This window comes from Streptomyces sp. CB01249, assembly GCF_001905735.1.
Lineage (GTDB): Bacteria > Actinomycetota > Actinomycetes > Streptomycetales > Streptomycetaceae > Streptomyces.
The window spans coordinates 437,827-461,163 of record NZ_LISW01000004.1; the positions used below are offsets into that span (position 1 = coordinate 437,827).

The 23,337-nt window shown below is 71.4% G+C and carries 20 protein-coding genes and 1 tRNA gene; 15 read left to right on the forward strand and 6 right to left on the reverse strand.

From position 1 onward, the window contains the following. Positions 1-51: 51 nt before the first annotated feature. From AMK18_RS21640 to dnaN, 3 genes are all read left to right on the forward strand, one after another. Positions 52-924 (forward strand): glycoside hydrolase family 19 protein, encoded by an 873-nt coding sequence (locus tag AMK18_RS21640; protein ID WP_443333230.1) that lies wholly within the window; start codon positions 52-54, stop codon positions 922-924. Between the two features lie 188 nt (positions 925-1,112). Continuing rightward, complete coding sequence (locus tag AMK18_RS21645; RefSeq protein WP_018102110.1) at positions 1,113-2,009, forward strand: glycoside hydrolase family 19 protein; 897 nt, start codon at positions 1,113-1,115, stop codon at positions 2,007-2,009. A 148-nt stretch (positions 2,010-2,157) separates the two neighbouring features. After that, positions 2,158-3,300: a DNA polymerase III subunit beta gene (gene dnaN / locus AMK18_RS21650; RefSeq protein ID WP_073864011.1), complete on the forward strand. Its 1,143-nt coding sequence runs from the start codon at positions 2,158-2,160 to the stop codon at positions 3,298-3,300. A gap of 56 nt (positions 3,301-3,356) precedes the next feature. Here dnaN and AMK18_RS21655 read toward each other — a convergent pair whose 3' ends face one another. After that, a complete protein-coding gene (locus AMK18_RS21655) occupies positions 3,357-5,582 on the reverse strand; it encodes a serine/threonine-protein kinase (RefSeq protein WP_073864013.1) in 2,226 nt (741 codons plus the stop codon). A 142-nt stretch (positions 5,583-5,724) separates the two neighbouring features. Between AMK18_RS21655 and AMK18_RS21660 the strand changes: the two genes are divergently transcribed. Both AMK18_RS21660 and AMK18_RS21665 read left to right on the forward strand, forming a co-directional pair. After that, a complete protein-coding gene (locus AMK18_RS21660) occupies positions 5,725-6,441 on the forward strand; it encodes a GntR family transcriptional regulator (RefSeq protein WP_073864015.1) in 717 nt (238 codons plus the stop codon). A 123-nt stretch (positions 6,442-6,564) separates the two neighbouring features. Next, positions 6,565-7,215 carry a hypothetical protein gene (locus AMK18_RS21665; protein ID WP_018102114.1) on the forward strand — a complete coding sequence of 217 codons (651 nt, stop codon included), beginning with the start codon at positions 6,565-6,567 and terminating at the stop codon, positions 7,213-7,215. 48 nt (positions 7,216-7,263) lie between these two features. On the opposite strand, the gene AMK18_RS21670 is transcribed toward AMK18_RS21665, so the two are convergent. After that, positions 7,264-8,043, reverse strand: coding sequence for an SLATT domain-containing protein (locus AMK18_RS21670; protein WP_018102115.1), 780 nt, complete (start codon positions 8,041-8,043; stop codon positions 7,264-7,266). Between the two features lie 383 nt (positions 8,044-8,426). Between AMK18_RS21670 and AMK18_RS21675 the strand changes: the two genes are divergently transcribed. The 7 genes from AMK18_RS21675 to AMK18_RS21705 all read left to right on the forward strand — a co-directional run bounded on the left by AMK18_RS21675 (position 8,427) and on the right by AMK18_RS21705 (position 14,963). Next, positions 8,427-8,765: a YbaB/EbfC family nucleoid-associated protein gene (locus AMK18_RS21675; RefSeq protein ID WP_026171391.1), complete on the forward strand. Its 339-nt coding sequence runs from the start codon at positions 8,427-8,429 to the stop codon at positions 8,763-8,765. 79 nt (positions 8,766-8,844) lie between these two features. Then, entirely contained in the window at positions 8,845-9,444 is a 600-nt protein-coding gene (recR, locus tag AMK18_RS21680; RefSeq protein ID WP_018102117.1) for a recombination mediator RecR, read from the forward strand. A 92-nt stretch (positions 9,445-9,536) separates the two neighbouring features. Beyond that, positions 9,537-10,196, forward strand: coding sequence for a DUF5063 domain-containing protein (locus AMK18_RS21685; RefSeq protein ID WP_018102118.1), 660 nt, complete (start codon positions 9,537-9,539; stop codon positions 10,194-10,196). Positions 10,197-10,409: 213 nt separating this feature from the next. Next, on the forward strand, positions 10,410-11,681 hold the full coding sequence (locus tag AMK18_RS21690; protein WP_018102119.1) for an aspartate kinase: 1,272 nt from the start codon (positions 10,410-10,412) through the stop codon (positions 11,679-11,681). Further along, positions 11,678-12,742, forward strand: a complete 1,065-nt coding sequence (locus tag AMK18_RS21695; RefSeq protein WP_073864018.1) for an aspartate-semialdehyde dehydrogenase — start codon at positions 11,678-11,680, stop codon at positions 12,740-12,742. Before AMK18_RS21690 ends, AMK18_RS21695 begins: the two co-directional genes overlap by 4 nt. A 383-nt stretch (positions 12,743-13,125) precedes the next feature. Further along, the gene (locus AMK18_RS21700) at positions 13,126-13,701 is read left to right on the forward strand and encodes a SigE family RNA polymerase sigma factor (protein WP_018102121.1); all 576 of its coding nucleotides are present in this window, start codon (positions 13,126-13,128) and stop codon (positions 13,699-13,701) included. Further along, the gene (locus AMK18_RS21705) at positions 13,698-14,963 is read left to right on the forward strand and encodes a hypothetical protein (RefSeq protein WP_420707085.1); all 1,266 of its coding nucleotides are present in this window, start codon (positions 13,698-13,700) and stop codon (positions 14,961-14,963) included. The genes AMK18_RS21700 and AMK18_RS21705 overlap by 4 nt, the downstream gene beginning before the upstream one ends. 34 nt (positions 14,964-14,997) lie before the next feature. Here the strand turns inward: AMK18_RS21705 and AMK18_RS21710 are convergent, their stop codons facing one another. Next, positions 14,998-15,873 (reverse strand): SURF1 family protein, encoded by an 876-nt coding sequence (locus tag AMK18_RS21710; protein ID WP_073864020.1) that lies wholly within the window; start codon positions 15,871-15,873, stop codon positions 14,998-15,000. 121 nt (positions 15,874-15,994) lie between these two features. Beyond that, a complete protein-coding gene (locus AMK18_RS21715; RefSeq protein WP_198957053.1) occupies positions 15,995-17,881 on the reverse strand; it encodes a S9 family peptidase in 1,887 nt (628 codons plus the stop codon). Positions 17,882-17,951: 70 nt separating this feature from the next. On the opposite strand from AMK18_RS21715, the gene AMK18_RS21720 reads away from it, so the two are divergent. Beyond that, positions 17,952-18,788 carry a class I SAM-dependent methyltransferase gene (locus AMK18_RS21720; RefSeq protein WP_073864024.1) on the forward strand — a complete coding sequence of 279 codons (837 nt, stop codon included), beginning with the start codon at positions 17,952-17,954 and terminating at the stop codon, positions 18,786-18,788. 45 nt (positions 18,789-18,833) lie between these two features. Here AMK18_RS21720 and AMK18_RS21725 read toward each other — a convergent pair whose 3' ends face one another. Then, complete coding sequence (locus AMK18_RS21725) at positions 18,834-19,640, reverse strand: SGNH/GDSL hydrolase family protein (RefSeq protein ID WP_018102126.1); 807 nt, start codon at positions 19,638-19,640, stop codon at positions 18,834-18,836. 404 nt (positions 19,641-20,044) lie between these two features. Between AMK18_RS21725 and AMK18_RS21730 the strand changes: the two genes are divergently transcribed. Beyond that, positions 20,045-20,719 carry an ABC transporter ATP-binding protein gene (locus AMK18_RS21730; protein WP_073864025.1) on the forward strand — a complete coding sequence of 225 codons (675 nt, stop codon included), beginning with the start codon at positions 20,045-20,047 and terminating at the stop codon, positions 20,717-20,719. Beyond that, positions 20,716-23,031, forward strand: coding sequence for an FtsX-like permease family protein (locus AMK18_RS21735; protein ID WP_073864026.1), 2,316 nt, complete (start codon positions 20,716-20,718; stop codon positions 23,029-23,031). Before AMK18_RS21730 ends, AMK18_RS21735 begins: the two co-directional genes overlap by 4 nt. 138 nt (positions 23,032-23,169) lie before the next feature. On the opposite strand, the gene AMK18_RS21740 is transcribed toward AMK18_RS21735, so the two are convergent. After that, a tRNA-Pro gene (locus AMK18_RS21740) sits at positions 23,170-23,243 on the reverse strand. Positions 23,244-23,337 lie beyond the last annotated feature (94 nt).

Here is a 23,337-nt window from a genome sequence, read left to right on the forward strand (position 1 = left end):
CCGTGCCCGTCCTCGCAGAAGGAGTGAGCAGCGCTGAACCGCATCAAGAGCATCCTGACCGTACTGAGCGCGGTCGTCGCCACGGCGGCCTTCCTGCCCGGCGCCGCCAACGCCGCACCGGCCGCCTCGGACACCGCAGGCTCCGCGTCGTGCGCACCCCTGTGGAACTCCTCGACCGCCTACACGGCCGGCGGCACGGTCTCGCACCACGGCCGCAACTGGACGGCGAAGTGGTGGACGCAGAACGAGAACCCGGGCGCCACCACCGTCTGGGCGGACGAGGGCGCCTGTGCGGGAGGGGTCTCCGACTTCGTCATCAGCGAGGCGGAGTTCGACGCGATCTTCCCCGAGCGCGACCCCTTCTACACCTACCAGGGGCTGATCGACGCGCTGCACGCGTATCCCCGCTTCGCCAACATCGGGACCGAGGAGACCAGGAGCCGGGAGGCCGCGGCGTTCCTGACGCACGCCGACTTCGAGTCGGTCGGGCTGCAGTACGTGAAGGAGATCAACGAGGCCAACTACTGGATCAAGTGCGACTACAGCCAGCCGTTCGGCTGCCCGGCCGGCCAGTCCGCCTACTACGGGCGCGGCCCGATCATGTTCAGCTGGAACTTCAACTACAAGGCGGCCGGAGACGCGCTCGGTCTCGATCTGCTCAACGATCCGTGGCTGGTGGAGCGCGACCCGTCCGTCGCCTGGCAGACCGCGCTCTGGTACTGGAACACCCAGAACGGTCCCGGAACCATGACCTCCCACGACGCCATGGTCGGTGGGGCCGGCTTCGGCGAGACCATCCGCTCGCTCAACGGCTCGCTCGAGTGCAACGGCGGAAACCCTGAGTCGGTCCAGGCCCGGGCGGCCAAGTACGAGCACATCACGGATGTCATCGGCGTCGACCCGGGTTCGCACCTCACCTGCTGACGCCGCCTCGAACCCCGGTGCCCCTGCGGTCTTCGTGCCGCGGGAGGGCCCCGGGGTTCTCGCGGCGGAAGAGGTTCCGTTTTTTGGTCTAGACCTTGACAGGTCCAGACCAACCGCGCTTGAGTGGCGGCAACCCCCCACGGCGGTGCGCCGCGACGATCGGTGCGCCGCGACGAAGGAGTGTGCAGATGTTCCGTCGCATCATGGGCCTGCTCGCCGCGCTGGGCGCGGTCGTCGCAGGGCTCGTCGTACTCCCCGCCACCACCGCGTCGGCCGCCGACTGCGCGGCCGCCTGGAACGCCTCGTCCGTGTACACGGGCGGCGGCTCCGCCTCGTACAACGGGCACAACTGGACCGCCAAGTGGTGGACTCAGAACGAGACGCCGGGCAGCTCGGACGTCTGGGCCGACCAGGGCGCCTGCGGAAACGGAGGCGGCACGGACCCGGGTGACCCGGGCTCGTCCTCCGGTTTCGTGGTCAGCGAGGCGCAGTTCAACCAGATGTTCCCCGGCCGCAGTTCCTTCTACACGTACAGCGGGCTGGTCGCCGCGCTGGACGCGTACCCGGGCTTCGCCAACACCGGCAGTGACACCGTCAAGAAGCAGGAGGCCGCGGCCTTCCTCGCCAACGTCAGCCACGAGACCGGCGGACTGGTGTACATCGTCGAGCAGAACACCGCCAACTACCCGCACTACTGCGACAGCAGCCAGCCCTATGGCTGCCCGGCGGGCCAGGCCGCGTACTACGGGCGCGGCCCGATCCAGCTCAGCTGGAACTTCAACTACAAGGCCGCGGGCGACGCGCTCGGCATCGACCTGCTGGGCAACCCCTACCTGGTCGAGCAGGACGCCGCGGTGGCCTGGAAGACCGGCCTCTGGTACTGGAACACCCAGAACGGCCCCGGCTCCATGACGGCCCACAACGCCATGGTGAACGGCGCCGGATTCGGTGAGACGATCCGCTCCATCAACGGCTCGATCGAGTGCAACGGCGGCAACCCCGCCCAGGTCCAGAGCCGCATCGACAAGTACCAGGCGTTCGTGCAGATCCTCGGAACCACGCCTGGTTCCAACTTGAGCTGCTGACCAGGGCTTTCGCCCGGCAACTTCACTCGTGTGGGGGACGCCTCCGGCCTCGTGGCCGGAGGCGTCCCCCTCTCGTTGTCAGTGGTCGCCTCTAACGTCGAAAGCGTCGGGACCGCAGGCGGTCGGCGCATGAGGAGAGGGCATCACGATGGAGTTCCGGATCGAACGAAGCGAGCTGACGGACGCCGTCTCCTGGGCCGCCCGCGTTCTGCCCACCAGGTCGCCCGTGCCCGTCCTGGGCGGGCTGCTGCTGGAGGCGGCGGACGACAGACTGAGCATCTCCGGCCTGGACTACGAGGCGTCCGCCCGCATCGAGGTCGCGGCGCGGACCGAGCGGCCCGGGAAGGTCCTGGTCATGGGCCGCCGCCTGCTGGACGTGTGCAAGGTGCTGCCCGAGGGACCGGTGGAATGCGCGGTCGAGGGCTCACGGTTCACGGTGACGGGCGGCGGCGCCGGGTTCGGCCTGTCCGTCCTGCCGCTGGACGACTACCCCGCGCTGCCGCCGCTGCCGGAGATACTGGGCGAGGTGGACGGGCAGGAGTTCGCGGCAGCCGTCGCCGACGTCTCGGTGGCCGCCGGCCGGGACGACACCCTCCCCACGCTCACCGGAATCCGCCTGGCGCTCGACGGCGAGCGGATGACCCTCGCGGCCACCGACCGCTACCGCTTCGCCGTCCGCACGCTCGACTGGCGGCCCACGGGCCACGGCGTCACGGCCGACGTCGTCGTCTCGGCCCGTCGGCTCACCGAGATCGCCCGCTCGGTCGGCAGCCGCCCCGGTACGGTCCGACTCGCCCTGGACGGCGGTTCGGCGGGCTTCGAACGGGAGGGCATGCGCACCACGGTCCGCCTGCTCGACGGCCGCCTCCCGCGCCACGACAAGCTGTTCGTGCTGAGCGGGCCGGTCACGGCAGTGACCGAGCGCGAACCGCTGGTCGAGGCGGTGAAGCGGGTCGCGGTCGTGGCGGACGGCGACAGCCCGCTCCAGTTCGCCTTCACCGGGGACTCCGTCCTGCTCCAGGCCGGGTACGAGGACGACGTGGCCTCCCAGCGCCTGCCCGCCGGGCTCCTGGGCGCCGAGGAGATCACCGTGGGGTTCAACCCCTCCTACCTGATGGACGCGCTGGCCACATTCGACGCCCCGGTGGTCCGGTTCCAGCTCATGGGTCAGGGCCAGCGCGCCATGATCACCGGGCACCGGGACCACGAGGAGGCGGCGGCAGCGGCGGACGGGGTGGGGGACACGATCCACCAGCACCTGCTCATGTCGCTCCGGCCGCTGGTCCAGTGAGTCCGACGGCGGGGCAGCCGTGTGCGCTCATGGGCGGCCTCGCCCGGACCGGAGGGTCAGCCAGACTTCGTGTACGTGAGCTTCTCGCCGCTCGACGTGTTCTCACGGCTCAGGGTGCCGTCCGGGAGCAGGGTGAGCGTGGTCGGAGCCCCCGGAGTGCAGGAAGCCGCCGGTTCGCCCTCCGTGACGGTGGAGGGGCCGATGCGGACGGACTCGCCGTCAGCGGCCTCGGCGCTCAGGGTCGCCTCGAAGACGCAGCGGTAGGTGCCGCCGCTCGCGAGGGGGCCCTCGGCGGTCAGGGTGAGGATCGTGTCGCCCACCTCGCCCTGACGGATGACGAGTTCACGGGTGGAGTGGCCGGTGGCGTTGTCGATGCTGCCCGACCAGGAGCCCAGGTAGCCGTCGGGGACGGCGCCCTCCTCGCCGTTGGCCCCGTCATCGGGCGAGGGGTCCGGGGAGACGTCGGGAGTGGGGGAGTTGTCGATGGCCTGCGACGGGGAGGGACCTGCCGAGCGGGTGGGCTTGGCCGTGGGCGTCCCGCCCTTGTCGCTCATGAGCGCGTAGACGGACCCGCCCGCGCCTATGGCGACCAGTACGGCGACGAGGATCAGCGCGATGGTCGAACCGCTGCTCCTGCGGGCCGGTTCGGGAGCGGGGGCCGGATGCTGGGTGCCCGTGGGGTACCCGGGGCCGTACGGGGGAGTGGCGCCCTGGCCGGGCTGCTGCGGGTAGCCGTACGGGTAGCCGTGGTCCGGGCTCGGCTGCTGGGGGTAGCCGTATGCCTGGCCTTGGCCGGGATGCTGTGGATAGCCGTACCCCTGGCCGGGGTTGGGCTGCTGCGGGTGGCCGTAGCCCTGGGCCTGCTGCGGCTGGGCGGCCTGGTGCGGGTAGCCGTAGCCGGGAGGCGGGGTGGCCGGGGGCGGCCCGCTCGGCGGCGTGGCGGCGGCACCGGCCGCGCCGGCGGCCGCGGTGGGGAGCGCGTGGACGGGCCCGGGCCCGGGCTGCACGGGGGACGGGAGCGGGGCGGGCGGACCGGCGGGGGCGTCGAGGACCGCGGTCTCCGGCTCCGCGGGCGGCTCGGCACCCGGTCCGGACGGGGCGCCGACGGGAGCATCGGACGGGCCGCCGGGGACAGCGTCCGACGGGGCGCCGCTCGCCGCGTCGGCGGGGGCGCCCGGCTTGGTGAGCGGGACCGCGCCCTGCAGCTTCCCGCCGACCGGGGCGGGGGCGGCGCTCGGGGTGCGGTCCGGGTCCGGCACCGCGTCCGCCGGTGCGGCGTCACGGGGCCCCGCATCGGCGGGCGCCGTGCCACCCGGCGCCACTGCGTCGGCCGGCACCGCGTCCTCGGGGTCCTCCGAGTCGAGCAGTTCCACGGCGTGGCGGCCGAGTTGGGCGAGAAGCGCACCCGGGAGCCAGGGCTCCGGGCTGTTGTCGCCGTCGGCCAGGAGCGCCAGGATGTCGTCCGTGGACGGCCGGGCCTGCGGGTCCTTGTGGAGGCAGCCGCGGATCAGGTCGTCGAGCCCCGGCGTGACCCCGGTCAGGTCCGGGTCCTCCTGCGCGATGCGGAACAGCAGGGCGTGCATCTCGTTGGCCGCGGCGCCGAAGGGAAGCCGGCCGGTCAGGGCGTACGTCAGCACAGAGCCCAGGCAGAACACGTCGCTGGCCGCGCTCACCCGCTCGCCCCGCACCTGCTCCGGAGACATGAATCCGGGCGTGCCGACCAGCGCGCCCGTGCGGGTGAGGCCGCCGTCGGTGATGGTGTCCAGGGCCCTGGCTATCCCGAAGTCGATGACGCGCGGGCCGTCGATCGTGAGCAGGATGTTGGAGGGCTTCAGGTCCCGGTGGATCAGGCCGGCCGTGTGGATGGCCTTCAGGGCGTGCGCCAGCCCGGAGCCGAGAATGCGGACGGACCGCTCCGGCAGGGGACCGTAGGCGCCGGGGGCCGGACCGGACGCGGTGCCCGGCCTGCCCGAGACGGTGGCGTGAAGGGAGGGGCCGGCCACATACCCGGTGGCGACCCACGGGACGTCGGCCTCGGTGTCGGCGTCCAGGACGGGCGCGGTCCACGTGGAACCCACCCGCCGGGCGGCCCGCACCTCCTGGCGGAACCGGTCGCGGAATTCCTGCTGCGCGGCCAGCTCCTCGCGTACCAGCTTGAGCGCGACCGTGCGGCCGCGGTCGGACCGGGCCAGATAGACCTGCCCCATCCCGCCCACGCCGAGGCGCCCCAGCAGCCGGTAGGCGCCGATGCGCTGTGGATCGGTGGACCCGAGCTTCTCCATGGTGTGCGGCCTCCCCCGTACGACAACACGCCGGACGGGGACGAGAATAGCGGCGTGGATCGTCCGACCGGGCCCCTCCGGGGCTCAGGGGCGGTACGACCCCGGTCTAAGGTGACCCGGAACCGAATGGGGGAGGGGCGCCATGTGCCCGAGCGGAGCCGTCACCCGCAGCACCCTGCGACAGCAGATCGCGGACGCGCTGCGTGACGAGGTGCTCGCCGGGCGTCTACTGCCGGGGCGCGAGTTCACCGTCAAGCAGATCGCCGAGCAGTACGGGGTGTCCGCGACGCCCGTCCGCGAGGCGCTGTTCGACCTGTCCGCGCAGGGCCTGCTCGAATCCGACCAGCACCGCGGATTCCGGGTGCACCAGTTCACGGTCGCGGACTACCGGGCGATGGTGGAGGCCCGCGCCCTGGTCATGGACGGGGTCATCCGGGGCGTCTTCCACGAACCGGTCCCGGACCGGCGGGCCGACTACCGGGACGCGCTCGTCTCCGTACGCCGCCGGGCCGAGGAGGCCGCCCGCGCGGCGCGCGGCGGCGACCTGGACATCCTCATCGGCTACGACCTGCGCTTCTGGCGCGAGCTCGGCGGGCTCATCGGCAACGGCTACATCAGCGACTTCCTGCACCGGCTGCGCGTCCAGGCCTGGGTGTTCGCCGTGCCGTACCTGCGGGGCGACGCCGATCTGCGGGACTGGCTGTGGAACGGCCACGCCGAACTGGTCGCCGCCATCACGCACCGGGACCGCGAGGCCCTGCGCGCGGTGATAGACGGTTACAACGGCCATGCGCTGAGCTGGGCCGACCGCCTGGCCGGGCTGGGGCCGTCCGGGGCGGGGACCGAGGAGCCGGTCTGAGCCCCCGGCACCGTCGTCGCCCCTCTGCGCCCCGGGCCGGTCGTGAGTGACCACTGTGCGCGCGCTGCCGGTCGCATTACGCTGTCCCGACCACCGCACGCCCCCGTTGGAGAGCGAGACTTCGTGGCCTGTGACCTGTGGCTGGTCCCCCTCGTCGATGTGCTGTGCCACAGCCCCGACAACCCCTTCGCCGAAGAGATCGCCCTCTACGACAAGGCCCTGGGCGAGGCCGGACTGCCGCCCGTCCCCGTCTACGCCTACATGCCGGGACTGACCGGAGACGTCGCCCCGGTCGCGGGCTTCGACTACGACGCCCTGCACTTCCTCCGCCGCGCCTATCTGCTCCAGCTCAGCGGCCTCGCCGTCACGCCGGTCGGTGAGCTGGGCGGGGACTACGAGCAGCTGCTGGAGATGTTCGAGTCCACGGCCCGGCAGTCGCACCTGGTGTGGCACTTCGACCACGCGGGGGCGTACGTGCCCCTCGACTTCGCCGCGCCCGTCTCCACCGACGACCTGCTGGCGGCGGGCGGACCGCTCGGTTCCGCGCACGGGCTGCTGCGAGAGTTGGAGTTCGTCGCCCCGGCCATCGGAATCGACCCGGCGAACCCGCCGGCCGCCCCCCTGCCGCCCGCCGCCCCCACCGAGCTGGAGGAACCGGCGACCTCCGTCCCGTACGACGACAACCCCTTCGCCCGGGAGCGCCACGTCTGGCTCGGCCTGCACGCCGCGGCCACCCGCAGCCTCGCCCAGGGATCGATGATCGTCTTCAGCTGACGCGTCCCCGGCGTCCCGCGCCGGAGCCCCGCACCGGCCGGCCAACGGTCAGCGCGGGGACTCCGGCGGGCGCTGCCGGGGCATGTTCGGCCGCCCCATCGACTGCAGCGGGAAGCGTCCGGGCGCAGCGCCCGGCTCCGGGCGCCCGTTCCCGGAGCCGCCGGAGACCAGGGCCTGCATCCCCAGGGGCGCGGGACCGGCCCGGAACTCCACCATCCAGTCGGCGGTCTCCGACCGTACGAGCTCCGTGATGTCCTCGGAGAAGCGCCGCAGCACGCCCAGGCACCGCTCGGTCGCCTCGCTCGCCGTGCCCTCGGCCGGGCCGAGCACCTCCCGTACGCACTCCGACGCCCAGTCGAACCGGAGCACCTGGAGCCTGCGCTGCACGGCCTGCGCGGTCGCGAGGTTCCTTATCCAGCCCGAAGTCAGGCCGAAGTAGCGGTCGCACGCCATGCACGCGGCACCGAGCAGCAGCGACAGATAGCCCCAGCCGGCCGCGCCGTGCAGCGCGCCCGTCAGGTCGAGCAGGGGCAGGGCGGCGCCCGCGACCGCCCCGGCGGCGGTGCCGATCCGCAGCGCCCTGGCGCCGCGCCGCTTCCACAGCCGGTCGTTCAGATACCAGTCGGCGGTGCGCAGCGCGTCCGCCTCCAGCCACCGGTAGAGATCGTCCAGCCGCTGGGACGGCTCTCCCCAGTCGCCCAGCGGGAACGGCTCCCCGGTCAGGTCACGGGCCCGCCCCGCACGGTCCTCGGAGTCCGTACCGGAGGGAGCGGCCGCACCCGCCGGGCCGGACGTGCCGGACTTGCGGGGCGGCACTTCGGGCTGCATCTCCGGCTGACTCACCGGGGTACTCCTCTGCATGCTGCATAGCGACGCGTGCTCTCGACCGCGTACTCGACGACGGGGCGGATCTCTGCTCTGCTCCCGGTCCCTTGACGCGACGGGCAGTCCCCCATGCGTAACCATGCGTGACGAGGGGTAGGCGCGTGCGTGCCGGGACGCATGCCCTTCCTACCGCCGAATGGTGGGGCGTGGGGTCGAAATCGCGGTATTCCCGGGTGCGCACGGCCTCTGGTCAGGTATAGGAGTCCCGGCACCGCTCCCCCGATCTCACTCGAAAGAGTTGCTCCTCGGCGGGTGGGGCGCGCCGCCCGGGGACAACGTAGGCTCGGCGTACCGAAACATTTGTCGTCGAAATGCCTGGAGTGACCGTGATTCCCGGTGGTGGTCAGCCCAATATGCAGCAGCTGCTGCAGCAGGCCCAGAAGATGCAGCAGGACCTCGCTCAGGCCCAGGAAGAGCTTGCCAGGACCGAGGTCGACGGTCAGGCGGGCGGCGGCCTGGTCAAGGCGACGGTCAACGGCTCGGGCGAGCTGCGCTCCCTGGTGATCGACCCGAAGGCGGTGGACCCGGAGGACACCGAGACCCTCGCGGACCTCGTCGTCGCGGCGGTCCAGGCGGCCAATGAGAACGCCCAGCAGCTCCAGCAGCAGAAGCTGGGCCCGCTGACCCAGGGCCTGGGCGGTGGCATGCCCGGCCTGCCGTTCTGACCGGCCGCATACCCAAGACCCTACGTACCCCCTACGGTACGTACCACGACTCAGCCGACTCAGTCAGGAAGGCGTTCCGTTGTACGAAGGCGTGGTTCAGGACCTCATCGACGAACTGGGCAGGCTGCCCGGCGTCGGTCCCAAGAGCGCGCAGCGGATCGCCTTCCACGTGCTGCAGGCGGAGCCCACGGACGTGCGGCGCCTGGCCCACGCCCTCCTGGAGGTCAAGGACAAGGTCCGCTTCTGCGCGGTCTGCGGAAACGTGGCCCAGGAGGAGGAGTGCGGGATCTGCCGCGACCAGCGCCGCGACCGGTCGGTCATCTGCGTGGTCGAGGAGCCCAAGGACGTCGTCGCGATCGAGCGGACCCGTGAGTTCCGGGGGCGTTACCACGTGCTGGGCGGGGCCATCAGCCCCATCGAGGGCGTCGGTCCGGACGACCTGCGCATCCGCGAGCTCCTCGCCCGCCTCGCCGACGGCTCCATCACCGAGCTGATCCTGGCGACCGACCCCAACCTGGAGGGCGAGGCCACCGCGACGTACCTGGCGCGGATGGTCAAGCCGATGGGCCTGCGCGTCACCCGGCTCGCCAGCGGCCTGCCGGTGGGCGGCGACCTGGAGTACGCGGACGAGGTCACGCTCGGCCGCGCCTTCGAGGGGAGGCGGCTGCTCGATGTCTGACGGTCGCGTTTCCGCATCTCACGGCGGCTTTACGTTCAGCGCGGTTATCTTCTACTCACCGTCTCCGACCGTGCACACGGGAGGTCTCCTCGATGTCTGACGCCACGTTGAACACCGTCACGCAGGACCCCGGCGATTTCGCGGTCCAGATCGCGGACCAGATCAAGACGTTCATTGTCGCGGTCACCGAGGTGTCCAAGGTCGAGGAGCCGGAAGAGGCCGTTCCGGTCCTGCTCCTCCAGGTCTCCCAGCTCCTGCTGGCCGGCGGCCGGCTCGGCGCGTACGAGGACATCCTCCCCGACGAGCGCTACGAGCCCGATCTGGGCGCCGAACCGGACGCGGACGGCCTGCGCGAGCGCTTCGCCGCCCTCCTGGAGCCGATCGACGTCTACTCCGAGGTCTTCGACCCGTACGAGCCCCGCAAGGCCCCGGTCGCCTCCCGCATCTCCGACGACCTGGCCGACCTCGTCACCGACCTGCGCCACGGCTTGGCCCACTACGAGGAGGAGCGCACCACCGAGGCCCTGTGGTGGTGGCAGTTCTCCTACTTCTCCAACTGGGGCTCCACCGCTTCCGCCACGCTCCGCGCCCTTCAGTCCCTGATCGCCCACATCCGCCTCAACCAGCCCCTCCAGGAGCTGGACGGCCTGGACACCGACCAGGACGCCGGCGACGACGACCTCGCCGAGGAGGCGGGCCGCGTCATGTTCGAGGAGATCGCGGGCCCGCTGGGCCTGCGCCCGGCGAAGTAGCGGCCCCATGTGGTCCGGCTCGTGTGTGGGCTGGGCCACAAAGGGGAATGCGTACGTGTTCGGTGGGCAGCAGGCCGGTACGAGCAGTTCGGATGCGACATGCCGATGATCACGTGGTGAGCGGGACATCTCACCATGTGGTATCAGCGGGGCGTTTCCGGGCTGCTCGTTAAACTGAGCCGACCGCAGTAATGGACTGAGCGAGGAGCGCACGTGGGCCTTGTCGTGCAGAAGTACGGAGGCTCCTCCGTAGCCGATGCCGAGGGCATCAAGCGCGTCGCCAAGCGAATCGTCGATGCCAAGAAGAACGGCAACCAGGTGGTTGTCGTGGTGTCCGCGATGGGCGACACGACGGACGAGTTGATCGATCTCGCCGAGCAGGTATCCCCGATACCGGCCGGGCGTGAGTTCGACATGCTGCTGACCGCGGGAGAGCGGATCTCCATGGCGCTGCTGGCCATGGCGATCAAAAACCTGGGCCACGAGGCCCAGTCGTTCACCGGCAGCCAGGCAGGCGTCATCACCGACTCGGTCCACAACAAAGCGCGCATCATCGATGTGACGCCGGGCCGTATCCGTACGGCGCTGGACGAGGGGAACATCGCGATCGTCGCGGGGTTCCAGGGTGTGTCCCAGGACAAGAAGGACATCACCACCCTCGGCCGCGGCGGGTCCGACACCACGGCCGTCGCGCTCGCGGCCGCGTTGGACGCCGAGGTCTGCGAGATCTACACCGACGTGGACGGCGTGTTCACCGCCGACCCGCGGGTCGTCAAGAAGGCCCGTAAGATCGACTGGATCTCCTTCGAGGACATGCTGGAGCTGGCCGCGTCCGGCTCCAAGGTGCTGCTGCACCGCTGCGTCGAGTACGCACGCCGATACAACATCCCGATCCACGTCCGCTCGTCCTTCTCCGGACTGCGCGGCACCTGGGTCAGCAACGAGCCGCAAGGGGACCAGAAGGTGGAGCACGCGATCATCTCCGGAGTCGCCCATGACGTCTCCGAGGCCAAGATCACCGTCGTCGGCGTGCCCGACAAGCCGGGCGAGGCCGCCGCGATCTTCCGTACGATCGCGAACGCCGAGGTCAACATCGACATGGTGGTGCAGAACGTCTCCGCCGCGTCGACCGGTCTGACGGACATCTCGTTCACGCTCCCGAAGGCCGAGGGCCGCAAGGCCATCGACGCCCTGGAGCGCAACCGCGGCGTGATCGGCTTCGACTCGCTGCGCTACGATGACCAGATCGCCAAGATCTCCCTGGTCGGCGCGGGTATGAAGACGAACCCCGGGGTCACCGCGGGCTTCTTCGAGGCGCTGTCCGACGCCGGCGTCAACATCGAGCTGATCTCGACATCCGAGATCCGCATCTCGGTGGTCACCCGCGCCGACGACGTCAACGAGGCCGTGCGCGCCGTGCACACCGCCTTCGGTCTCGACAGCGACTCCGACGAGGCCGTCGTGTACGGGGGCACCGGCCGATGACCGCACGCCGCCCTTCGCTCGCGGTCGTCGGTGCGACCGGGGCGATCGGTGGCGTCATGCTCCAGATCCTCTCGCAGCACGCGGACGTCTGGGGCGAGGTCAGACTCGTCGCCTCACCGCGCTCGGCCGGCCGCAAGCTGGTCGTACGCGGTGAGGAGTGCGAGGTCCTCGAACTCACCGAGGACGTCTTCGAGGGCATCGACGTGGCACTGTTCCTGGTGCCCGCCGAGGTCTCCGCGCGGTGGGCCCCGCTCGCCGCGTCCAAGGGCGCGGTCGTCATCGACGACTCCGCCGCCTTCCGGACCGACGACGACGTTCCGCTCGTCGTGCCCGAGATCAACCCGCATGCCGTACGGATGAGACCGCGCGGCATCGTCGCGAACCCGAACTGCACCACGCTGGCGCTGATCGTCGCCATCGGCGCCCTGCACGCCGAGTTCGGTCTGCGGGAGCTCGTCGTCTCCTCGTACCAGGCCGTCAGCGGCGCCGGCCGCGACGGGGTCGCCGCACTGCGCGAACAGCTGTCGATGGTGGCCGGCACCGAACTCGGTACGAAACCGGGCGACGTGCGCCGCGTCGTGGGCGATACGCACGGCGGCCCGTTCGCCGCTCCGGTCGCGCTCAACGTCGTCCCGTGGGCCGGGACGGACGCCGGTGACGGCTGGTCGTCGGAGGAGCTGGCCATCCGCGAGGAGTGCCGCAAGATCCTCGGCCTGCCGAGCCTGCGGGTGTCGGCGACCTGCGTGTACGTACCCGTCGTCGCCACGCACTCGATGTCCGTGCACGCCCGCTTCGAGAACGAGGTCGCGGTCGACCGGGCCCACGAGATCCTGGCGACCGCTCCCGGAGTGGTGCTGTACGACAGCCCGGGCGCCGGCGACTTCCCCACCCCGTCCGACGTGGTCGGCACCGACCCCACCTGGGTCGGCCGGGTCCGGCGCTCGCTGGACGACCCGCAGGCGCTGGAGCTCTTCGTCTGCGGCGACAACCTCCGCAAGGGGGCGGCGCTCAACGTGGCGCAGATCGCCGAGTCGGTGGCCGCCGAATTTCCCCGGTCCTGAGCGATCGTGATCATGAGGTCCGGATCGAACCCCTTTTGCACTTTCTGTGAACGATCTGTGAGCAACTCGCTGGTCTGAACCTCTTGAGCTGGGCAGTCGCGGTGACCGACGATGACCTTTCGGTTCGTTGCAACCGCGGGTCGGGCGCCAGGCGTCTAAGCGGTCACTTCTTGCGCGGCGGGGCGCATGTGCGGGGCATCTGGAGAAGAGCGGGTACGTATGAAGGCATATCGCAGGGCCTCAAACGCTGTGCCGTATGCGTACAACCCTGACGGGGGGAAGCGTGTCCAACTGGCGTGGCAGAGGTTCTCGATATCACAGTGGTGGGCCCCTTGCGCGGCGCTTCGGTGCGACCGCTCCGACGGGCCCGTGCAGCCGGTGGCATGCCGGTGATCGCGCCCATGCCCGCCGCGCGTCAGACGGGGCTGCCGGCGCAGCGCGAGGGTGCTGAAGAGAGCGTGGCAGCCGGAACGACCGTCGACCATCTCACCGAAACCTACCGCGCCCACTACCGTTCGCTGCTCGGCCTCGCGGCCCTGCTGCTGGACGACACGGCGTCCTGCGAGGACGTCGTGCAGGAGGCGTTCATCCGCGTGCACTCCGCGCGCAACCGGGTCCGCGAGCCCGAGAAGACCCTCGCGTACCTGCGCCAGACCGTCGTCAACCTCTCCCGCTCCGCCCTGCGCCGCCGCATCCTCGGGCTGAAGCTCCTCTCGAAGCCGATGCCGGACATGGCGAGCGCGGAGGAGGGGGCGTACGACCAGCTGGAGCGGGACGCGCTGATCAAGGCGATGCGCGGCCTCCAGAGGCGCCAGCGCGAGGTGCTGGTGCTGCGCTACTTCGCGGACATGACCGAGGCTCAGGTGGCCGAGACGCTCGGGATATCCCTGGGCTCGGTGAAGGCGTACGGGTCACGCGGTATCGCGGCCCTGCGCGTGGTGATGGAGGCGCAGGTATGACCCGGCGCGGTGAGCACCACGATCACGACCATGAACAGGACCCGCGGCCGGGGGGCCGTAACGGATTCCGGCGCGGTCCCTCGCGCGGGTTCCCGCTGGACCGGACTGGGAACGGAACTGTGAACCACGGGCCGGAGAACGCTCCGCACGCGGACCGCGACGACGACACCCTGGGCCTGGCGGCCACGGCCGGCCTGTTCGGCGGGGGAGGCTCGTCCGGCGGGGGCTTCGGCGACGACGGTGACGAGGATGCGCTGCGCCGCATGATGCGCGGTGTCGTGCAGGGCCTGGAGCCGAGCGAGGGCAGCCTCGACCGGCTGCAGCGCGCGGTGCCCGCCCGGCGGGCCCGCCGACGGCAGGCCCTGGTGGGCGCCGCCGCGGCGGCACTGCTCATCGGCACCGCGATCCCCGCGTTCGTGCACGTCGCCAACTCGGACGGCTCCAGCACGGCCAGCCCCGCCATCGCCGGCCACGGCGAGCAGGCCCAGGGCGGCAGCGGCGACGACTCCGGCGCGGACTCCGGCAACGGTGGTGGCGGCGAGAGCGGTGGCGGTCACCCCAACGGCGGCCAGGGTCTTCCGGAGAGCACCATGAGCCCGTCCGACAGCAGCGGCCAGGGCCAGGAGGGCGACCCGGCCGGGGCTTCCGCCGACCCCTCCAGAAGCGCGGTGGACGCCATGCGCCCGTGCGACCCGGGACAGCTCGGCGTGGAGTCGGCCAGGACCGGCGCGGCGGGTGCCGACGGCACGGTGTACGGGGCCTTCCGCATCGCCAACGTGTCCGGCGAGAACTGCGCGGTGCGGAGCAGCGGCACGGTGGGCTTCGAGGCGATGGGCGCGGCCGACCCGACCCGGATCGAGGTCGTGCGGCACACCCAGGGCGATCCCGCGTCGGGCCTGCCCGACCCCGCCGCCGAAGAGCCCGTCGTCGTGCTGAAGCCGGACGCGGTGTACGAGGTGCAGTTCGCCTGGGTTCCCAAGGACACCTGTCCGTCCACCGGTGGTTCGCCCTCCCCGACGCCGACCGAGGGCGCGGCCGGGACCGCCGGCGGCGGTGCGGCCGGATCCGGGGCGGCCGGCGGCAGCGGGGAGAGCGAGACGGGTACGGAGACGCAGTTCGGCGCCGACGGTGGCACCCCCGCCCAGGGCAGCATCTCCGTGCAGCACACCCCCGAGCCGGGGGCTCCGGTCGCCGCCGCGAAGATCGACAACGCCTGCGCGGGAACGATCTACCGGACGGGCGTCCTGGAACCGTCGTCGTAGGAGCGAGGGTGGCCCGTACCGCCGGGCCACCCGCTCACGTCCCCGAGCGGACCTCCGCCTCGGGAACCGACGGGGAGGCGGGCTCCGCGTCCGGGATCAAGCCGAGCCGCACGTCCCGGGCGGCCTCGGCCTCGCGCCGGAGCAGCCGGAACCACATGAAGACCACGAACCCGGCGAAGACGAACCACTCACCGGTGTAGCCGAGGTTCTGGAACGCCTTGAGATCGAGGCCGCCACCCTCCGGCGCGGTGGCCGGCACCGGGCGCAGCGCGGTCGCCTCGGACCGGGCGGCACCGCCTGCGTCCCCCGAGGCGCCCGCGGCCTTCTCGGAGCCGCCCGCACCGCTCGACGGGAGCGTCACCCAGGCGTCGTACACCTGGTACGGCACCAGGTTGACGAGCGACGCCGCGCTGATCATGCCGACCTGGCCGTCCGGCAGCCCGCCCGTCGCACCGATCCCCGCGGTGCCCGCGTTCTCCGAAGCCTGGAGGTCGCCGGTCACCGTGACCCGGCCGGACGGCGCGGGCGGCACCCGGGTCTGTCCGGGCTTCCCGGGCAGCCAGCCGCGTACCACCGGCAGGGCCTTGCCGCTGTCCGTCCGCAGCATGTCCAGGACGTAGAAGCCCTTCCGGTCGTCCAGCTCACGGCCGGGCACCAGGAAGCGGTCCGCGTACCGGCCGGTCGCGGTGGCGGGCCGGCCGGAGGTCTCCGTGTCGACGGGCAGCAGCTCGTCGAGCGGTTTGGCGGCCCTGGCGCCCGGTGCGGGCTGCTTCTCGGCGGCCTCGTGCGTGTGCACGCGGTCCTCGAAGCGGCCGAGCTGCCAGGTGCCCATGAACACGCAGAACGGGATCGCCAGCACGACGAAGAGGTTGATCCCCCACCATCGCGGGGTCAGCAGGAACCGGTACACCCCTCCACGGTACGGTCCCCGCTCCGGCCGACTGGCGCGGGGGCACCCGGAAAGCGGCCCTTTATCCGTCCCCTACGCACCGGCCGCCGCCTCCCTTACGCGCCCCTGGCCGGTACCTCCTCTACGCGCCCCCGGCCGGCGCCTCCTCGCCCTGGCCGACCGGGTCCCCGGGCCCCGCCGGCGACACCCCGGACAGGTGCCGGCGGGCGAAGTCGAGCTCCAGCCGGACCTGCTTGATCCGCTCCTCCACGACGAGCGAGCCGTGCCCCGCGTCGTACCGGTAGACCTCGTGCACGGCGGCCCGGTCCTTCAGCCGGTCCACGTAGTTCTCCACCTGGCGGATCGGGCAGCGCGGGTCGTTGACCCCGGCGGAGATGTAGACCGGGGCGCGCACGGCGTCGACGTACGTCAGGGGCGACGATGCCTCGAACCGTTCGGGCACTTCCTCCGGCGTCCCGCCCAGCAGCGTGCGGTCCATCGCCTTCAGGGCCTCCATCTCGTCGTGATACGCCGTGACGTAGTCCGCGACGGGGACCGCGGCCAGCCCGAGCGCCCAGTCGCCGGGCTGCGTACCGAGGCCGAGCAGCGTGAGATAGCCGCCCCAGGAGCCGCCGGCCAGGACGAGCTTCGCCGGGTCCGCGAGGCCGGACTTCACCGCCCACTCCCGTACCGCCGCGATGTCCTCCAGCTCGATCAGCCCCACCCGGTGCTTGAGCGCGTCCGTCCAGGCCCGTCCGTAGCCGGTCGAGCCGCGGTAGTTGACCCGGACGACCGCGTAGCCGTGGTCGACCCAGGCCGCGGGGCCGGCCGCGAAGGCGTCGCTGTCGTGCCAGGTGGGGCCGCCGTGGATCTCGAAGACCGTCGGGAACGGCCCCTCGGCGGGGGCCGCCGGACGCTGGACGAGCGCGTGGATCCGGCCGCCGGGCCCGTCCACCCACACGTCCTCGACGGGCACCGAGGCCGGGGCCTTGGCACCCGGCGGGTCGAGCACCACCGCGCCGGTCGTGGAGCGGACGACGGGCGGCTCGGCCGCCGACGACCACAGGTATTCGACCGTTCCGTCCGGGCGGGCTGTGGCGCCGGAGACCGTGCCGGTCGGCGTTTCCACCCGGACCGGCTTGCCGTCGGCTGCGGCGGGCTCGTACCGCCAGAGCTCGCTGCGGGCCTCGAAGCCGTGCTCGATGAGCAACGCGGAGCCGTCCGGATACCACTCGGCGCCCACATCGCCCGGCAGGTCGATGGCCAGGTCCGTCTGCGTGCCCGCCACCGGGTCCCAGATCATCGGCTCCCAGCGTCCGCGCCTCTGGTGTCCGACCAGCAGCCGGGTGTCCCCGGCGACCGGCGCGAAGCCGAGGACCGCGAGGCCGAGCTCCTTCGTACCCCCCTCGGTGTCGTCCAGCTCCGCGACCGTCGTCCCGTCCGGCCGGACCACACGCAGCGCGGAGTGCATCGCATCCCCGTGCTCGGTGTGCTCCAGCGCGATCAGCGTCCCGTCGTGGCTCAGGTCGCCGACCCCGGCCGACTCGCGGTGCCGGTAGATCTCCACGGGCGCCTCGCCGGGCCGTACGACGTGGACCGTCGTGCCGTCCTCGTCCGTCGAACGGCCGATCACCGCCGTGTTGTCCCGGCCGATCGCGAGCCCGGCCGGATAGGACGGGCCGAGACCGGGGGCGGCCGGGGAGGACTCGGTGTCGACGCCGCCGTGGAACGGCCGGCGCATCCACACCCCGAACTCGTCCCCGTCGGTGTCGTCGAACCACCACACGGCCTCGCCGTCCGGTGTCAGCACGCCGTCCGTCGTCCCGTTCGGCCGGTCGGTCACCTGGCGCTGCTCACCGGTCGCCCGGTCCCACGCGTACAGCTCATAGGTCCCCGTCGCGTTGGAGACGAACAACGCGCGGTCCGGCGCGTCCTCTGCCCAGTCGGGCAGCGATACCCGGGGAGCGCGGAAGCGCTGCTCCCACAGTGGAACGGATGCGGTCGTCGGCGAACCAGTGGCCTCAGTCATGACCCCATTCTGCGCAGAACCCCCGACAATCCGTTCGCTTCGTCCGCAGCCTGTGGATAACCTCGCGCACATGTCCACCGCTCCGATACCGCCCGACTGGCGCGAGGCCAACCGCAGGATGTGGGATGAGCGTGTGCCCATCCATGCAGGCGGTGACTTCTACGACCTGGGCTCCTTCCGCGCGGGGAAGGACGCCCTGAGGCCCTTCGAGCTGGCCGAGGTCGGTGATGTGACCGGCCGGTCGCTGCTGCACCTGCAGTGCCACATCGGACTCGACACGCTCTCCTGGGCGCGGCACGGCGCGGCGCAGGTCGTCGGCCTGGACTTCTCCGAACCGGCCGTCGAGACCGCCCGCGCCCTCGCCGAGGACCTGGGGCTCGGCCCCGACCGCGCGGCCTTCGTCGCCGCCGACGTGTACGACGCGGCCCAGGCCGTGCCGGATTCCTCGTACGACATCGTCTATACGGGCGTCGGCGCGCTGAACTGGCTGCCCGACATCGAGCGCTGGGCCGAGACGGCTGCGTCGCTGGTGAAGCCCGGTGGCTTCCTCTACCTCGCGGAGTTCCATCCGCTCACGGACTGCCTGGACGACGAGACGGGTTCGCGGATCGTGCACGACTACTTCAGCCGCGAGGCATGGGTGGACGAGACACCGGGTACGTACGCGGACTTCGATGCCCCGACCGTCCACAACCGCAGCGTCGAGTGGCAGCACCCGGTGGGCAGCGTGGTGTCGGCGCTGGCCGCCGCCGGTCTGCGGATCGAATTCCTCCACGAGCACGATGTCTCGCTTTTCGCGCGTTTCCCGGTCCTGAAACGAGGCGGGGACGACTTCTTCCGCTTCCCGTCGGACCGTCCGCGCATCCCGCTGATGTACTCCCTCAAGGCCACCCGCCCGGCGGCCTGACGGTGGAGCGGCGCCCCGGCTCTCCACCGGGGCGCCGCCTCCGTGTTACGCCGCCGAGCGGAACGCCGGCAGGTAGCCGCCGGACTGACCCTCGGGCTTGGGGTGGTACGAGTTGGAGACCGGGATCGAGACGCTGTGCAGCCACGGGTCTCCGGAGCACAGCTCGTGCCCGGTGAACTCGTCGGCGACCCCGGAGAAGGTGAACCCGGCGTTCGCCGCCTGCTTGGCGATGACACCGTTCAGCACGTCGGACGCGTTGTTGATGGCCGTACGCGCCTTGTCGGACAGGCCGACGACGCAGCTCCCGCCGATCTTGTAGAAGCGCGGGTACCCCAGCACCACGACATGGGCCTGCGGCGCCTTGGAGTGGATGGAGGAGTACAGCGAACTCAGCCCTGACGGCAGGGTGTTGTTCATCTTCCCGACGGCCGCGTTCACGGCCGAGATGCAGGCGGACTCGCCGGACAGTACGCAGTCCTGCATGACATCGGCGAACCCGACGTCATTGCCGCCCGCGGTGACGCTCACCAGCGAGGTAGACGAGCTGAGCGCCCCGAGCTGACCACTGGCCACGGTGCTCGAGGTGGCGCCCGAACAGGCGACGAAGGTGAACGAGGACGGCGAGTTCGCCGCCGCCCAGAGGTACGGGTACGCCTTGGTGCTGCGCTTGCAGTCACCGCTGTCGGACAGATAGCTTCCCGCGCCGACACCGGACGAGTACGAATCGCCCAGGGCGACGTACCCGCCGGCGGCGGCCGAGGAGGACGCCGAAGCCGGCTGGGCGATCCCCAGAGCGGCAGCGGCGGCGAGGAGCAGAGTGGATGCGGACGCCCAGAATCTCCGTACTGACATAGCTGTCAGCCCTCCGAAGTGTGGGGGGTGGGTGGGGGGTTGAGTGAGCGGTCCCTGTTGTAGCAGCTACCGGTACCAGTCGGTAATAGCTCTGCGAGAACCCGCCTGAATTGCCCGAATGATCGGTCGGCAGTCGTAGCTCCGCGCGTAGATAAACCCACAACTGCCCCTGAAATAAAGGTTCTAGAGCACTTGCTCCGCTACTTCGCAGGGGTGCCCTCTTCGGGGTTCCGAGCCCCGGGTGGCGTCTGTACCGGTCGAGTCGTGCCGCGTCATCGCTTCCTCGGCGTTCATCAGATCGGGGGAAGTGGATCTCGTTCCGTAGCTCGGATCGTCACTTGCGATTACTCTCAGTGACATTGCTGCTGACCAACGGCTGCCGGAGATCGGGGGAACCGCTCGCCATGGACGCCATCCTTCGCGCCACGGGCCTGGAGTTGAGCTATGGCTCACAACGCGCTGTGTCCGGAGTGGACTTCACGCTGAGGGCAGGTGAGGTGTGTGCGATCACGGGCAGCAGTGGATCAGGGAAGTCCTCGCTCCTCCACTGTCTGGCCGGGGTCGTGGCGCCCACGCGAGGGGACGTCTACTTCGGCGGAGTGGGGTTCCGGAGCCTCGGGGACGACGAGCTGAGCGCTGTGCGCCGAGAGCGGTTCGGGTTCGTCTTCCAGTACGGGGAACTGCTTCCGGAGCTGACCGTCGAGGAGAACGCCGCCCTTCCGCTGCGGCTGGCCGGGCGACGCAAGGCGGCTGCGCACGACGTGGCGGGGGAGGTGCTCGGCCGGCTGGGCCTCGCCGAGCTGCGGCAGCGCAGGACTTCGCAGATCTCGGGAGGCCAGAGCCAGCGGGTCGCGGTGGCCAGGGCGCTCGTCCACCGCCCCGCCGTGGTCTTCGCAGACGAGCCGACAGGTGCTCTCGACAGTGCCAACGCCGATGCGGTGCTGGAGGAGTTCCTGAACCTGGCGCGCTCCCAGGGCACCGCCGTGATCATGGTGACCCACGATGCCGCGGTGGCCGCCCGCGCCGACACTCGGTACACCATGACCGACGGTGCCCTGACCAGGCAGGCAGCGGCGTGAAGGCGCGTCCCGCGATCAGCCTGCTGATCGGGATCAGACTCCTGCGCGGTGCCGGCCGTGCCGGCCTGGCGCGCTTTCTTCTGATGTCCCTGGGCTGTGCGATGGGCGTCGCTTGCCTTGCCGCCGTGCTGACCATCCCCGCGATCCTGTCGGCGCACGACAGCCGGGCCGCAGCGCGCGAACCCCAGCCCGTGACCGGGGCCTTGCACGCCCGGTCCGCCGCTGACACCGTCTTCCTGACACGCCAGGACCCCTACGGCTCACAGCCGTTCACCCGGGTCTTCGTCGGGCATGTGGCCGGTGCCCACGTGCCCCGACCACCTGGCGTCGACCGCGTGCCGAGTCCCGGCGAGGTGCTCGTCTCGCCACACCTGCGAGAGGTCCTGGCCGGCCAGCCCGGACTCGCCGGACTACTTCCCGGCCGGATCGTCGGCACGATTGGACCCGCAGGGCTCACCGGGCCCGACGAGCTCTATGCCTACATCGGCCGCACTCCCGGGCAACTACCCCCCTCCGCAAGGCCGCTGGCCGGCTTCGGCTCGAAGTGGGCTCCGACTCCCGCGGTGGACTCCTCGACCCTCGACATCCTGCGCTTCGCCCTCGCCTGCCTCGTGCTGCTGCCCCTGGCCGTGTTCCTGTCCGTCTGCGCCAGGCTCTCCGCCGAGGCGCGGGCGCGCAGACTGGCCGCGCTGCGTCTGCTCGGACACAGCGTGAAGGGAACCCTGTGCGTCAACGCCGTGGAGACGGTGGCCGCCGCACTCCTGGGCGCGGTGATCGGCGTCGGCGTTTACGCGCTGGCCAACGAAGTTCTCGCGGAGGCCGGCCTGCCGGGGCTCCAGTGGTATCCGCCCGACGGACGCCCCACCACCACCGTCCTGGCCGTGTGTCTGATCGGCTGTCCCGCCCTGGCATGGTTTGTGGGACGCCACCGAGCCCGTGAGGCCGCGCTTCGCCCGCTCCAGGTACGGAGAGGGGCACGGCCGCGGTCCCCGAAGAAGTACGGGCTGCTGCTCCTTCTGCCGGGACTGGGCGTCATCTGCGGCTATTGCGTCCTCGGTGTCCTCGGCCGTGATCCCTCCGAGGGGCCGGCCAATTCGGTCTTCGTCCCCGTCGGGGTCCTGCTGACGGGGGCCGGCCTCGTCCTGGCACTCGCGCCGGTCACGGCGTGGCTCGCCCGTCGACTCGCCGGCACCACCGAGTCGTTGCCCATGGCCCTCGCCATGCGCCGCAACGAAGTCGAACCCGGCAGCTCACTGCGCGTCGTCACGGGGCTGGTCCTCCTCGTCTACGCCGCATCCCTCGCCCAAGGCCTCCTGGTCGAGCTCGCCCACATCAGCCGCCCCACCTCATCCACCCAGGAATACGCGATCCCGCTCAGCGATCTGAGTGACAGCCGCCGTGTACGGATGGGGCAGGTCGAAGGCGTGAAGGGGCAGGCGGTCGCCATGGGCTCCTGGATCCCGGATGCCGGTTCTTCCGAGCCCCGCATCACCGCCGTGGTCGCCGACTGCGCCCAACTCGCGGCGTTCAGCGCCGTGCCGCCCCGAGGATGCGTAGAAGGCAGGATCCAGCGCCTCACCGACCCCGAGGTGGCCGAGGACCCGGGCATCCGGCCCGGCCGCAGCTACCCCTTCCTCCTGAGCGGCAGCGGACGAGAGGGCGATACGGAGAAGTTCCGCGTCACACTCCCGCGCGATGCCCTCACCATCCGGGCGCATCAGCCCTCGGCCTTCGTCGGCGCCGACGTGCTCATCCCGCCTTCCGCCCTCCCCGCCGGCAGCCGGCCCACGGCGGGCAGCTTCCTCCTGCTGTCGGATTCGGACCCGGACACCGTACGCGCGGTGCTCGACGGCCTCGGAGCTCTCGCACCCACCGCCGAGGTGGAGGCGGTGGGCGTCAACGTGGAGGCGCTTCAACAGATCACCGTCGTCAAGAGTCTCCTTGCGGCCGGAATGGTCCTCGGACTCGCCATCGGTGTCGCCGCCTTCGCCGTGTCCGCCGCAGACCGTGCGATGGAGCGCCGAGGTCGGCTCGCCATGCTGAACCTCCTGGGTGCCCGTCCCCTGACCGTCCGCGCGGCCCAGTGCATCCAGGTCCTGCTCCCGCTCGCCGTCGGCCTCGTCGGTGCACTGGTCGCAGGCCGCCTGGCCGAGTCCAGCTACCTGATCACCGGAGGCGGGACCGTCCACTGGGACGCCGACGGGCTTCCGCTCCTGGTGGTCTGCACCGGCGGCATCCTGCTCGCAGCAGCCCTGGCCTCCCTGCCGCTCACCCGGCGCCACGTCGAGATCCAGCACATCCGCCGCGACTGACCGAGGTGCGCGCGAACACCGGCCGCGGGCGTTCGTGGCGCATCCCTGTCGATCACGGTCGTCACGCAGATAGACACGCACAAAGCAAGAGGGCCGGTACTGAGATCAGTACCGGCCCTCTTGCCTGCTGCTTAGCTGTCGGGGTGGCGGGATTTGAACCCACGACCTCTTCGTCCCGAACGAAGCGCGCTGCCAAGCTGCGCTACACCCCGATCGCCGCCGGTCTCCCGGCGACATCGACAACTCTAGCCCACCGGCGCCCGGAGACGAAATCCGGTTTTTGTCGTGATCGGCGGGAGCGCGGCG